General features: G+C 40.3%; 15 protein-coding genes. 4 read left to right on the top strand and 11 right to left on the bottom strand.

Translation table 11 applies throughout. The features are described from left to right. Window positions 1-13: 13 nt before the first annotated feature. On the bottom strand, window positions 14-781 hold the full coding sequence (locus ACIQXU_RS06785; protein ID WP_402868042.1) for a Cof-type HAD-IIB family hydrolase: 768 nt from the start codon (window positions 779-781) through the stop codon (window positions 14-16). An 894-nt stretch (window positions 782-1,675) separates the two neighbouring features. On the opposite strand from ACIQXU_RS06785, the gene ACIQXU_RS06780 reads away from it, so the two are divergent. Together ACIQXU_RS06780 and rnjA are read left to right on the top strand one after the other, a co-directional pair. Then, entirely contained in the window at window positions 1,676-1,888 is a 213-nt protein-coding gene (locus ACIQXU_RS06780) for a DNA-dependent RNA polymerase subunit epsilon (protein ID WP_402868040.1), read from the top strand. Between the two features lie 3 nt (window positions 1,889-1,891). Continuing rightward, entirely contained in the window at window positions 1,892-3,562 is a 1,671-nt protein-coding gene (rnjA, locus tag ACIQXU_RS06775; protein WP_402868038.1) for a ribonuclease J1, read from the top strand. A gap of 84 nt (window positions 3,563-3,646) precedes the next feature. On the opposite strand, the gene ACIQXU_RS06770 is transcribed toward rnjA, so the two are convergent. The 8 genes from ACIQXU_RS06770 to ACIQXU_RS06735 form a co-directional block, all read right to left on the bottom strand. Next, window positions 3,647-4,306, bottom strand: coding sequence for a potassium channel family protein (locus tag ACIQXU_RS06770; RefSeq protein WP_402868561.1), 660 nt, complete (start codon window positions 4,304-4,306; stop codon window positions 3,647-3,649). 72 nt (window positions 4,307-4,378) lie between these two features. Continuing rightward, window positions 4,379-5,509, bottom strand: a complete 1,131-nt coding sequence (locus ACIQXU_RS06765; protein WP_402868037.1) for an N-acetyldiaminopimelate deacetylase — start codon at window positions 5,507-5,509, stop codon at window positions 4,379-4,381. A gap of 70 nt (window positions 5,510-5,579) precedes the next feature. Further along, on the bottom strand, window positions 5,580-6,290 hold the full coding sequence (dapD, locus tag ACIQXU_RS06760; protein WP_402868035.1) for a 2,3,4,5-tetrahydropyridine-2,6-dicarboxylate N-acetyltransferase: 711 nt from the start codon (window positions 6,288-6,290) through the stop codon (window positions 5,580-5,582). A 127-nt stretch (window positions 6,291-6,417) separates the two neighbouring features. Then, complete coding sequence (locus tag ACIQXU_RS06755) at window positions 6,418-7,302, bottom strand: transcriptional regulator CcpC (protein ID WP_402868033.1); 885 nt, start codon at window positions 7,300-7,302, stop codon at window positions 6,418-6,420. Window positions 7,303-7,622: 320 nt separating this feature from the next. After that, window positions 7,623-9,167, bottom strand: a complete 1,545-nt coding sequence (locus ACIQXU_RS06750) for an MDR family MFS transporter (RefSeq protein ID WP_402988018.1) — start codon at window positions 9,165-9,167, stop codon at window positions 7,623-7,625. Window positions 9,168-9,258: 91 nt separating this feature from the next. Then, the gene (gene cbpB / locus ACIQXU_RS06745) at window positions 9,259-9,699 is read right to left on the bottom strand and encodes a cyclic-di-AMP-binding protein CbpB (RefSeq protein WP_402868031.1); all 441 of its coding nucleotides are present in this window, start codon (window positions 9,697-9,699) and stop codon (window positions 9,259-9,261) included. A 124-nt stretch (window positions 9,700-9,823) separates the two neighbouring features. Beyond that, window positions 9,824-9,970 carry a hypothetical protein gene (locus tag ACIQXU_RS06740; RefSeq protein WP_402868029.1) on the bottom strand — a complete coding sequence of 49 codons (147 nt, stop codon included), beginning with the start codon at window positions 9,968-9,970 and terminating at the stop codon, window positions 9,824-9,826. A 131-nt stretch (window positions 9,971-10,101) separates the two neighbouring features. Further along, a complete protein-coding gene (locus tag ACIQXU_RS06735) occupies window positions 10,102-10,341 on the bottom strand; it encodes a YkuJ family protein (protein ID WP_402868027.1) in 240 nt (79 codons plus the stop codon). 183 nt (window positions 10,342-10,524) lie between these two features. Here ACIQXU_RS06735 and ACIQXU_RS06730 point away from each other — a divergent pair, with 183 nt between their 5' ends. Together ACIQXU_RS06730 and ACIQXU_RS06725 are read left to right on the top strand one after the other, a co-directional pair. After that, window positions 10,525-11,502: an MBL fold metallo-hydrolase gene (locus tag ACIQXU_RS06730; protein ID WP_402987720.1), complete on the top strand. Its 978-nt coding sequence runs from the start codon at window positions 10,525-10,527 to the stop codon at window positions 11,500-11,502. Between the two features lie 53 nt (window positions 11,503-11,555). Then, on the top strand, window positions 11,556-11,789 hold the full coding sequence (locus tag ACIQXU_RS06725) for a glutaredoxin family protein (RefSeq protein WP_402868022.1): 234 nt from the start codon (window positions 11,556-11,558) through the stop codon (window positions 11,787-11,789). Window positions 11,790-11,866: 77 nt separating this feature from the next. Here ACIQXU_RS06725 and ACIQXU_RS06720 read toward each other — a convergent pair whose 3' ends face one another. After that, window positions 11,867-12,367 (bottom strand): DUF3993 domain-containing protein, encoded by a 501-nt coding sequence (locus ACIQXU_RS06720; RefSeq protein WP_402987717.1) that lies wholly within the window; start codon window positions 12,365-12,367, stop codon window positions 11,867-11,869. Between the two features lie 193 nt (window positions 12,368-12,560). After that, window positions 12,561-12,791: a hypothetical protein gene (locus ACIQXU_RS06715; RefSeq protein WP_402868018.1), complete on the bottom strand. Its 231-nt coding sequence runs from the start codon at window positions 12,789-12,791 to the stop codon at window positions 12,561-12,563. Window positions 12,792-12,857 lie beyond the last annotated feature (66 nt).

Here is a 12,857-nt window from a genome sequence, read left to right as displayed (position 1 = left end):
TGCCTGCCTTACATTAAATCAATTCAAGTTCTTTTAGCCCATGGAGGATGCCGTCTTTATCGACGTCCGTTGTCACGTAATCAGCTTCCTGTTTGACGAGCTGTCCTGCGTTGCCCATAGCCACTCCATACCCCACAGCTTTAAGCATTTCTATATCATTTAAGCCATCTCCAAATGCATATACATCCTCAAGGTCAAATCCGACCTTTTTCATCAAAGTCTTTATCCCTTCAGCCTTTGAACCCCCAAAAGGCAAAACATCCGTTGAATAGGTATGCCATCTAATAAAGTTAAATTTATCGTACATACCCACGTACTCCGATTCTTCATCCTCAGAGCAAAATAATAAGGCTTGATAAATGTCATTATTTTCATAAAAATCCGCCTGATGCCCCGGATGTGGGAATTTTAGAGTGCTCAAGGCTTCTTCAATCCGATTATGATACGGAACGCTTGATTGCATCGTTTCCTCATTCATGAATACGATAGGCACTTCATTTTCCTCCGCAGCCTTATGCAGCCTTCTGATTTCAGATAGATTCAACGGGTTCTTATAGATGACTTCCCCTTCAAAAACGACATATTGTCCATTAAAACTAACGAATGTATCGATACCAAGTTCTTCTCTTAAGTCTTCAAACATGAATGGTGCACGTCCCGTCGCAATGGCTACGAAGACTCCGCTATCCTGCAGTTGCTTCACTGCTTTCTTTGTTGAAGCCGGTAATTTTTTTTCATGATCCAGTAATGTTCCATCAATATCAAAGAATACGATTTTCACTGACTATTCACTTCCAATTCATTCAGTTTACCTTTTTTTAATATGTACCCATTTAATAATTGTCATTAAAATAAGTCAAGTAACTCCTTTTCAAAACACCACATTTATCCAGGTTTTTCATTCGTGGTTCAGCATATATTATATATGAGACATCTAAATCCCCCTTCGCCCTCTCCCAAGATAACCAAGCATATGGTAGAAATGACGGCCTTTTTTTCATAAATAAGCCTTTTACCTGTAAAGACGTATTTACTTTATTGAATAATCCTATACAATAATAACTAAGGGAGCGTGATCGCCATGTTAAAGAAGCTTCGTAAAAAGCTTGTAAAACAATGGAATGATCTTCTAAGAAAAAAATCAATCGCATGATGCCATTTTCATTCTGCCAATGGCCGTCATCCATTTGCGAGATTTTTTTGTACAGCCCTTCAAAAACTTGCGGAGGGCTTCTTCCTTGTTGTACAGTTCTTATTAAGCCTACTTTGAAAGATTACATGTACATACTATAATATCCATATCTTTGCACAGGTTCACACATCGGTGATCCCCTTTCTTTTAGCAAGAAACCGATTTCACCAAGCATTGATTGAAGGATTATTTTTTAAATACATAGATGTTCCTTTTAAAGAGGCCCATTCCGGAACATTTCTTTATCCAATTAAGTTTTACATGTAGTAAAAACGGAAAGGATAAAGGATAGAGGTCGGTTAAACTACGAATTCAGCTATTTATTTTTATATACTATTCCGTATTGGTATAATAAGTTAAATAAAAACCCCTCTTCCAAAAGGTAAGTTGGGTTTGTTTTTCCATGATGTTGAAAAACATGTAAAAATTGTTGTTTTTATATATAATGAAAAAAGCAATGTAAACAAGTGAGGAGAGATTAAAATGGTTTTTAAGGTATACTATCAAGTAACCATATCTGAGGTTCCCATCAGGGAGAATACGCAAACGATGTATGTGGAAGGTGAATCCGTCCGCGACGTCCGTTTAAAGCTAAAGGAAAAACCTTATAACGTAGAGTTAGTAGCACCAGTAGCTGGCGCATATTTGGAATACGAAAAACAAAGTGAAGATTTTAAAGTATTGGAGCTAGGATAATTTATGAAATTTGTGAAAAACGATCAAACTGCTGTATTCGCCTTGGGCGGTTTAGGCGAAATCGGTAAGAACACATATGCTGTTCAATTCCAAGATGAGATCATCGTCATCGATGCGGGAATTAAATTCCCGGAAGACGAACTCCTCGGAATAGACTATGTGATACCAGATTACAGCTATTTAGAAAAAAATGTAGATAAAATTAAAGGTGTCTTCATCACACATGGTCATGAAGATCACATTGGCGGAATTCCATATTTACTAAGAAAAGTGAATGTCCCTGTATACGGCGGCAAGCTGGCACTTGGACTACTTCGCAATAAATTGGAAGAACATGGTCTATTACGCCAGACAACGATGATTGAAATCAGTGAAGATGAAGTCATCAAATTCCGGAAGACTTCTGTCTCTTTCTTCCGTACGACTCACAGTATCCCGGATTCTTACGGAATCGTGGTTAAAACTCCTCCTGGACAAATTGTCCATACTGGTGATTTCAAATTCGACTTTACACCTGTAGGAGAACCGGCCAATTTGACAAAAATGGCCGAAATCGGAAAAGAAGGCGTATTGTGCTTACTATCCGACAGCACGAATAGTGAAGTGCAGAACTTTACGATGTCAGAGAGCCGCGTAGGCGATACGATTCAAGATATCTTCCGTAAAGTAGATGGTCGAATCATCTTTGCAACCTTTGCATCCAATATCCATCGCCTTCAACAAGTCGTTGAAGCAGCTGTTGAAAATGGCCGTAAAATTGCCGTCTTTGGACGTAGTATGGATTCAGCTATCGCTATCGGTCAAGAACTTGGTTATATCGTTGCACCTAAAGATACATTTATCGATGTACAGCAATTGAACCGGATGCCTGCAAACAAGGTGACCATCCTTTGTACAGGTAGCCAAGGTGAACCAATGGCAGCTCTTTCAAGAATTGCAAACGGAACTCACCGTCAAATTCAAATTATACCTGGAGATACTGTCGTTTTCTCTTCTTCACCAATTCCAGGTAACACGATCAGCGTATCAAGAACCATTAACCAATTATATCGTGCGGGCGCAGATGTCATTTCCGGTCCATTGAATAATATTCATACTTCCGGTCATGGCGGTCAACAGGAACAAAAATTAATGCTTCGTTTAATCAAGCCAAAATTCTTCATGCCGATTCATGGTGAATACCGTATGCAAAAACTTCATGCAGGTCATGCAATGGATTGCGGTGTACCTGAGGAAAATTGCTTTATCATGGATAATGGTGAGGTACTTTCATTAAGTGAAAATACGGCTCAAATCGCCGGGAAAATCCCTTCTGGATCGGTTTATATCGATGGAAGCGGCATCGGCGATATCGGGAACATCGTTTTACGTGACCGTAGAATCCTTTCCGAAGAAGGACTTGTTGTTGTCGTTGTCAGCATCAATATGAAGGAATTCAAAATCGCTTCCGGTCCGGATATCATTTCACGTGGTTTCGTTTACATGAGAGAATCTGGAGACCTGATCAATGATGCTCAGTCCCTCATCACCAAGCACCTGAATAAAGTGATGGAGCGCAAGACCACTCAATGGTCTGAAATCAAAAATGAGATTACAGATACTCTATCACCATTCTTATATGAAAAAACAAAACGCCGCCCGATGATCCTTCCGATCATCATGGAGGTACAATAATTAAGAAACCCCAGCCGAATGGCTGGGGTTTTTTTTAGTTTAAAGGAAAGGAGGACCTGCAGAAATCGGCAGGTCCTCCTTTTTTTAATCGACGATTTTCTTTTCAAACCGATTGATGTCAGAATCGGCTCCAATGACTATCAAGATATCCCCTTTATGGATCAAATCATTGGCCTGGGGCGAAACATTAATTTCATTTTCTCTTTTAATCCCGACAATATTCAACCCGTAGTGGGCCCGGATGTCTAGATCGAATATCGATTTTCCGTTCATCTTTTGGCTTGCCACGATTTCCACAATGGAATGTTCATCGGAAAGCTCAAGATAATCCAGGATGTTATTAGAACCGATGTTATGGGCAATACGCCTTCCCATATCCCGTTCTGGATGAACCACGAAATCCGCTCCAATCTTTCGGAGCACTTTCTCATGATAGTCATTCTGGGCCTTGACCGTAACATTGCTGACACCCAGTTCTTTAAGCATGAGGGTCGTTAAAATGCTTGCCTGAATATTTTCCCCAATAGCGACAATGACGTGTTCAAAATTCCGGATACCGATATTTCTAAGTACGTTTTCATCAGTCGTATCTCCAACGACGGCATGCGAAGCTATTCTGGCATATTCATTAACGCGGTCTTCATCCACATCGATGGCTAGCACACCCATTCCCTCTTCTGCCAAGGTCCTAACAATACTGCCGCCAAAACGGCCAAGCCCTATCACTGCAAATTCCTTTTTCACAGTAAGCCCTCCAAACTCTTCCATTCGTCTTACAGGATATATCATCATTTACCATGGTCATACCCTCTACTGTTATGCTCTTTTACCTTTATACGTTATATACTTTGCTAAATGATCGATGGCAAGTTGAATGGCTTTCTCATCGGGCATTAACTTGGCATGATGCAACCCATAATCGGATGCTACACCAAGCCAGAACATGAAGCCCGGAATCTCCTTCAACATATAACCGAAGTCTTCCCCCGTCATCGCTTCTGTACAGCGATGCAATTGAACCTCTGATGATTGTTCGGTGAAATCCATGAATTCACTGGTCAACTTCTCATCATTATATACTTGATGATACATGCAGCCATAGTCTATTGTCGCTTTACACTCATATCCTACTTTAATGCCCTCTACAAGGGCTTCGATCCGTGACTTAACCTTAACCATCGTTTCAGGGTCCAGGGTCCTTATAGTGCCTTCTAAACGAGCCTTCTCCGCAATGATATTTTGAACGGTTCCTCCCGTAATCTTTCCAATGGTGATTACCGCTGAATCCAATGGGTTCACATTACGGGAAACAATGGTTTGCAATTGTCCCACAAGTGAACAGGCAGTGATGACCATATCATTAGTATTGTGCGGATAGGCTGCATGTCCACCCTTGCCTTCCAGATCGATGAATAGTTCAGATGTATTTGCAAATAAAAGCCCCTCTTTAACCGCAATCGTCCCAACCGGGTATTCAGGTGCCACATGGAGAGCAAGTATCATGTCAGGCTTCCATTTTTTCATAGTCTCGGATTTCAACATCGGTTCAGCCCCGCCAGGCCCTTCCTCAGCCGGTTGAAAAATGAATACTAAGTCATCATCGATTGGATATTCAACAAAATGTGTCAGTAGACCGAGGCCTATGCTCATGTGGAAATCATGTCCACACGCATGCATATAGTCGTCATGTGTAGAGGCAAATGGCAATCCTGTCTCTTCTATAATTGGCAAACCATCGATATCAGCTCGGTAGCCAATTACCTTATTGGGATTATTTCCTTTGATTTTCACGAAGATCCCTGTTTTCCAAGTTTCGACTTCCATTCGTTCTGAAGCCAAGTTCATTATGTATGTAAGCAAATATTGTTGCGTCTTGAATTCTTGAAAACCTATTTCCGGTATTTGATGTAAATCGCGCCGTATCGTAACAAACGGGCTCTGTTCCATATTTTTTCACTCCCTATACAGAAAGCGTGGATATAGGTATCCACGCTCTTGAACATATTTCAGGTTGGAATTAAAGTTGACGAAGCTCTTGCATGATTTCAGTTTTTGATTTTGTTTTTTCATCTATTTGTTTAATGACTTTAGCCGGTATACCAGCAGCCACTGAGTATGGAGGGACATCTTTCGTGACGATGGCTCCTGCCGCAACAACTGAACCTTTCCCGATTGTAACGCCTTCCAGAACGACTGCGTTAGCACCAATTAACACATCATCTTCCAACACGACAGGTTTTGCTGAAGGTGGCTCAATGACACCAGCAAGGACAGCTCCAGCCCCCACATGACAGTTTTTGCCCACTGTTGCACGTCCTCCAAGAGTTGCATTCATGTCGATCATTGTACCTTCACCAATAACAGAACCGATATTGATTGATGCTCCCATCATGATAACCGCATTGTCACCAATTGAAACTTGGTCACGAATCACTGCACCTGGCTCGATGCGGGCCTTGATGCCTTTTAAATCTAATAGTGGTATAGCAGAATTGCGACGATCATTTTCAATCACATAATCTTCAATCTTCGATCCAGCTGTTTCGATAGCCGTTTCAATTTCAGACCACTCACCGAATACAACGCCGGTGTTGCCTGTAATGAAAGTTTTAGCAGCAGGGCCAAAATCTACGCCATCTAATTCACCTTTGACATATACCTTTACTGGTGTTGACTTTTTACTATTGGAGATAAAAGAAATAATTTCATTTGCATCCATTTTGTTCATGCTCGGTAAAACCTCCTAATTATGTATCGTTACTCGTTTTAAATTTAACAGACAACAGCTTACAAGACAAGGAATGAATATCTTTTTATAAATGGTTTTTACTAGCGTGACACCATCTTTCGAAGACTCACAACATGCCTTGATCACGTATATGTTCTTTGACCACTTCCGTGAAGGCTTGTACCTGTTTAAGCTGAAAAGCAGATTCATATCCACAAAGCCATGTATCCCGTTCGATTGAATGGTTTTGTCCATCCAAGAGGGGAATCTTAAAGATATTCGTGTCTTTATCATGTAAAGTGATGGCAGGTAGGATCGCATAGCCAATCCCATTGAATACCATTTGCTTACATGTTTCAATTTGATCGACGACTATCGTATTTTTAGGGGTGGTCTTGAATTGACGATGCCACCAATCCTGTATTTCCTGATAATAATTCGAATCACTTTTAAACTGGATAAAAGGGCGATCCGTTTCGAATACCTGGTCCAGTTCCTTCATCTCTGTGTCCACCAGGTAAAGCATATCCGTAAACAAATGCTGTTTTACGCCTTTCCAATCTGGTGCCCCACGGATGATGCCGATATGTACCTGCCCCTCATATAAGGACTTTAAAATTTCACTGCTCCAGCCAGTGATTAAAGAAATTTTGGCATAGGGATATTTTTGTACGAACTTTTTCAAAACTTGTGGTAACCAGTTCTGTCCGACTATTGAAGCACAAGCAATTTTCAAGGTACCATATACTTCATGATCCATTGCCTGGATACTTTCCCTCACCGTTTCTTCCTTGGCCAATATATCATTAGCCAATCGAATGACCGCTTCACCAGCAGGTGTCAAGGAAAGCCCTTTTTGCGAACGCAGGAACAACTTTGATCCCCAATCCTTCTCTATTGTTTGCAGACGTTGTGAAAGCGCAGGCTGGGAAACGAATAAACGCTCCGCAGCTTTCCTCATATTCATCTCCTGGGCCAAAACGGATAATAAATGATATTCTGAAAAAGACATACACACCAACCTCTTGATAATTAATTCTTATCACATTGATTCATTTTATATAAATTTAATTATCAACAAAGATCACCTATATTACAAGAGAAAAGAAATGGAATGATACTCATGATGATGTTTTATTGCTCATCATCGGGTTTGCGGCGTCTAGAGTGCCATGATCTAAATTCTCGAAAGAACCCCCCCACCCAACAGTTCAAATTCATTTTACATGGCGTGACCAACGCCTCAGTGATTCATCTTGTCACTCGTGTAGGCATGACCTTGAGCATCCAAAAAAAGAGGCAACCCATGTGTAGATTGCCTCTTCTTTCTAACTATTCAGTTCCCTTTTCCCTTCTCTTTAGTCTTGTCAGAGTCACTAGACTGATAACGGCAAAAAGTAGGACGATGAGATAAATGGTGTGCAGGGACGTCGTAAGTCCTTCCTGTAATACCTCTACTACATCTTTAGGCAGCATAGCACGCTCTTCACTATCCAATAATTTATTGGCTGTGTCGATCGTCACTTTTGATTCAACTGCTGCATGTTCATTCAAATAGGCTTGCAGCCTTGTATTCATGACTCCCCCGAGTAAAGCGGCTCCCACAGTATTCCCAAGATTCCGCATGAACATATTCGAGGCAGTTGCAATCCCCCGGCGTTCCCAACTGACCGTCTTTTGTATGACGACGATGAAAGATGTCGATGTCAAACCCATCCCCACCCCAACAAAGAAAGATCCCATTGCTGCAATAAGTGGACCAGCTTCTGGCTTCATCAAAACTAAAATCGCGCTTCCAAGAATCAAAGAAACCCCACCAAGGAGTGATGTAGCCTTAAACCCTATTTTTAACAAGAGTCTACCAGCAAAAACCGAAGCAATTGGCCAACCAATGGACATGGCAGTCAGTGTAAAACCTGCAACTGTCGGTGAGCGTTCCATTACCCCTTGAACAAACGTTGGAAGGAAACTCGACAACCCAATCATCATCACCCCTGTTGTCAGGGAAACAAGGTTCGCTATTAAAATTGAGCGCTCTTTCCATATTTCAAATGGCATCATTGGCTCGGAAGCCCTTTTTTCCTGAACGATGAATAAAACAAACGAAACGACGGCAATTCCAACAAGTGAAATGGCTGGAGTAGAAGCCCAGGACCATTTTACTCCACCTTGGACAAGGACCACCATCAAGGTTGATATCGATAAAGTTAACAATGCCGCCCCTATATAGTCAATATCACGTTTTTTCTTTTCAATATTTTCATGAAGGAACATCCAGATTCCAACAAATGATAGTAAACCCAGGGGAATGTTGATCCAGAATACAAGTCTCCAAGAAAGAGACTCGACAATCAACCCGCCCAATGCCGGTCCCATGACAGCAGAAATACCCCATACGCTTGAGAGGTATCCTTGGATGCGGGCCCTCTCTTCATTCTTATAAATGTCCCCGACAATGGTTGAGGCTACTGGCGCGACCGCCCCGGCACCAAACCCCTGCAGAAATCGATAAAATATGAGCTCCGTCATCGAGTCAGCAAAGCCACATAGAACCGAACCAATCAGGAAGACGATAATGCCAAATAAAAGAACAGGCTTTCGACCGACTATGTCGGATAACTTTCCATATATCAAGACCGTCACGGCATTCATAAGTAAATAGCCGGAAAAAACCCAGCTATATAATGAAAAGCCACCCAGGTCACTGACAATGGCAGGCATGGCCGTCGACACAATGGTACCTTCAATTGCATTCATGAACATCGCCATCATGATCGCCGCAAGGATGAATGGCCGCTTTAATTTTAAGTTTTGACCGTTCGAAGTATTTATTGCTTGTACCAAGTTACGCATCCTCTCAACTAATATGATATCTATGGTTAACCCATTTTTAGTGATTTATGTAGAATAAGAAAACTCGCCACTTGGCGAGTCTGAGGTAAACTGTTCATTTACTATGGATATTTCCTCATTCAGGCAACAATTGTTCTTTAAAGACTTTCTTCAAAATCGCCCTTCTCGTAAGAATGCCTTCAAATAGATGTTCGTCATTCTCAACACAGACAAATGGATGATCAATTAACATTTCTACCCCTTTTATCAATGGATCGTCTATATTCAGACGAGGTATATCTATATTCATAATTTCGGAAACTTTTTTATTCTCCAGATTATCAAATTCAATTCTCTCAAGTCCCAAGATAGAGTCGAGAATGACTGGTGTGCTGATTAAGCCATGCAGTTTGTACATTGGATCTAACACAGGAATGGCCGTATAACCGCTCTTCGTTAATACCAAAAGCGCATGTTCTAAATTATTGGTTACCTGCACGTGGGCCACGCGTTCAGAAGAAATCATTAAGTCTTTCACGCTGGATTCCAATAAATCCCCATCATGAGTACCGATCATGTTAAAACCCCTTACCATATGTTTTTATATATATATCCCTTATTCTAGTTTAACATAAACACGCAGAAAAGGCCCAATCAAACACCCCTTCAATTCCAAAAAAAGGGACCTTTTAAAAGGTCGATTACCCCTTGCTTGTTTTGATATCACCTTTTTCATAACCACATTCAGGGCATCGATAAATAACATTTTGATTGGACTGGGCGGTTAAAACATCCTCTAATATCCTCTCATCGGAACAAACAGGGCATATCGCTTTTGGTTTTTTCATCTTCATCCCTCCTCTTTATAATGTGTCATAAAGTCATTGTATTCATTCAAACCACCTGGCTCCCTAAATCACACTAATAAACAAAATAAAAAAGCTGCTTTCCTAATGGAATGCAGCTTTTACAAATTAAATTAAGATTGAAGAAGATCAAAGATTTCAATGGTAATCATATCAACATTATCGAATTGATATTTTGATGATTTCCCTTTATCACTGTATACTTCAAGCTCGAACATTTCTGTTTTGCTGAAATATGTAACCTGGCATTTTTTCACACCATCTATTTCAAAAAAACGCTGAGCAGATTCAGATTCCTTTGCTTGCTCTTGAAGACTTTTCAATCTGGTAAGAATGCCCTGTAATTGAGACATACTCCCTCTCCTTTCTGAATAAAACCTTTTCGATAGGTTTCACTATACCATACTTTTCTATACAGTAGCCACGCTGAAATAAATTCAGAATAATTAAAACCTTCATTCTTTACATGCTACTATTATCAGAATAAAATAAGGAATGAATTTTGTACACAAAAAATTTTCCGGAGGTGCATTTTATTGGTTAAGGTTAGTGATCTCGGTTATCGTGTTTCTCTCATTGACGGTTTTGATCTAGGTAGGGAGAACCGAACTGGTACGTATGTAATGGCCGATAGGGTCATTACTTTAGTTGAGACATCCGCCAGCCCCTCCATCCCTCATGTACTCAAGGGGTTGCAAGCGCTGGGGATAGCTTTAGAAGACATTACATATATCATTCTAACCCATATTCATTTGGACCATGCAGGGGGGGTTGGCCTTTTTTTACAGCATTGCCCGAACGCAAAAGTGGTTGTCCATCCAAAAGGTGCGCGCCATCTTGAAGATCCAACGCGATTGGTTGCAGGGGCAAAAGAGGTCTACGGTGCGGATTTCGACAAACTTTTCAACCCCATCCTTCCAGTTCCGCACGAAAAAATCATTATTAAGGGAAACAAGGAATCCCTTGAAACGAGCGACAACTGTACCTTGACCTTTTATGATACCCCAGGCCACGCAAACCACCATCTCAGCATATACGATTCAGTTTCAAAAGGAATGTTTTCCGGTGATACGGTCGGTGTGTACTATCGTGAACTTGAACCAGATGGCATCGAATTATATTTACCTTCTACATCACCTAATCAATTTAATCCCATAGCGATGCTTGCCGCTGCGGATTTGTATGAAAGTTTGGATGTGAATCGGATATATTTTGGCCATTACGGCGTTTCGGATAATCCAACGGAAGTATATAAACAATTGCGTTACTGGTTGCCCATTTTCGTTCAAACAGCTGAAACTGCCTTCAACGAATACAAAACGTTCAAGGAACAAGTCGATGCAACTATAGAAATGATTTTCGATAAAGTCACCACCCACCTTGCATCAATGGGCATAACGGGGGACCATCCCGTGTTCGAGATTATTAGGATGGACCTGGAAGTCTGTTCCATGGGGTTAATCGACTATTTGGTCAAACGTGATAACCCAGGATATAATCCTATCCAAAAGTAGTGCCATTCTTTATAATGAATAAGAACTCAATTAAAGATTATTTGGAGGAAATCATGAAAGACATTACCCTATATACACAACCCGAATGCCCTCCCTGCAAGATAACGAAATTGTTTCTGGATGATAACAATATCGAATATAAGGAAAAAGATATTAAAGCAGATGGGCATGCCCGCAAAGAATTAACTAATAAATATGGATCATATTCCACACCTACAGTAGTCATCGATGGAAAAGCCATCATTGGTTTTAATATCGATGCCATTGAAAAGGAATTGAATCTTTAATTTTAAAAAAGTCTAAAGAAGATCATCCTTCTTTAGACTTTTTTCATGCTGGATATTCGATTATCCAATCAACTATATTACTTATCTGCCTGTTCTTTTTGATTTGCGCTTTCATATGAAACGTCGGCAACCTTCCAGACGTCATTTTCTTTTTTCAAGGTAACTGTCTCTACATGTTTCCCGGAAGTGACAGGGCCCCCTTCTGATGCCTCAAATGACTCTTGTACATACATGTAGTCCAAGTTTTCCCCATAGATTACTTCTGTATGATCATCATAGCTAAAGAAAGGAATATAATAGGGTGCGAAATCCGAACCGAAGGCCATATAACCTCCCTCGACTTGCACGACATTGGCTTTATAAAACTTATCTATGAACTCTTCCGTGAAGTGATCATTCAGTTTTCCTTTAATGTCTTTCTCCGTTCTTATTTCCTCACTGAGTGAACCTTGATCATTTAATGCTTCCTGCATTAACGAAAATACTTGTTCCCTATGTATGCCTTCTTCTGCAGTAACAGGTAAGCCTCCGATTAAAAGAAGAGCACTAACGACGCAAGCAACTAAATATTTTTTCATAGTTTCATCTCCTAGGTAGTATAATATCCGAATCATACCGGTTTTTGTCTATACTTTTCCTTACCCGCCATGGATAAGACCAAACTGAAAAAAAATACCATATTGGAAAACTACCCGAATATTGGTAGTTTTCTTCTCGCTATTCCATAAAAAAAGAAGATTTCATAATTTCCGAAATCTTCCTTCTTATGAATTATTTAAATGCATAATAAAAAATGAAACCAGCAATCAAGACCGTTGCAACCAATAAAGAAATAAAAATCGGATTCCACAAATATGGATGCTCTTTTACTGAATCATCGAGAGACGAATCGTACTTCCCTTTGACCGCTTTCTGCCCTTTTGCAACAGAATAGGTATAAAAGAGTAAATATATCGACATGATGATTACGACAATGAGTAGAATCCAAATATATGTACTCAAAATATGTCTCCTCCAAGCATTATTTTTGCTTATCGTTACACATTTTGAACAATATTATACCTGCAT

The organism is Peribacillus sp. NPDC097284, assembly GCF_044761765.1.
Lineage (GTDB): Bacteria > Bacillota > Bacilli > Bacillales > DSM-1321 > Peribacillus.
This window is presented reverse-complemented; position numbering and strand designations above follow the sequence as displayed.

What these genes read in the sequence shown, in the direction of transcription:
- ACIQXU_RS06780 (WP_402868040.1), top strand. Translation starts at nt 1,676, where the DNA reads ATGGTTTTTAAGGTATACTATCAAGTAACCATATCTGAGGTTCCCATC.
- ACIQXU_RS06755 (WP_402868033.1), bottom strand. Translation starts at nt 7,302, where the DNA reads ATGTCTTTTTCAGAATATCATTTATTATCCGTTTTGGCCCAGGAGATG.
- ACIQXU_RS06765 (WP_402868037.1), bottom strand. Translation starts at nt 5,509, where the DNA reads ATGGAACAGAGCCCGTTTGTTACGATACGGCGCGATTTACATCAAATA.
- dapD (WP_402868035.1), bottom strand. Translation starts at nt 6,290, where the DNA reads ATGAACAAAATGGATGCAAATGAAATTATTTCTTTTATCTCCAATAGT.
- ACIQXU_RS06725 (WP_402868022.1), top strand. Translation starts at nt 11,556, where the DNA reads ATGAAAGACATTACCCTATATACACAACCCGAATGCCCTCCCTGCAAG.
- ACIQXU_RS06740 (WP_402868029.1), bottom strand. Translation starts at nt 9,970, where the DNA reads ATGAAAAAACCAAAAGCGATATGCCCTGTTTGTTCCGATGAGAGGATA.
- rnjA (WP_402868038.1), top strand. Translation starts at nt 1,892, where the DNA reads ATGAAATTTGTGAAAAACGATCAAACTGCTGTATTCGCCTTGGGCGGT.
- cbpB (WP_402868031.1), bottom strand. Translation starts at nt 9,699, where the DNA reads ATGATCGGTACTCATGATGGGGATTTATTGGAATCCAGCGTGAAAGAC.
- ACIQXU_RS06735 (WP_402868027.1), bottom strand. Translation starts at nt 10,341, where the DNA reads ATGTCTCAATTACAGGGCATTCTTACCAGATTGAAAAGTCTTCAAGAG.
- ACIQXU_RS06720 (WP_402987717.1), bottom strand. Translation starts at nt 12,367, where the DNA reads ATGAAAAAATATTTAGTTGCTTGCGTCGTTAGTGCTCTTCTTTTAATC.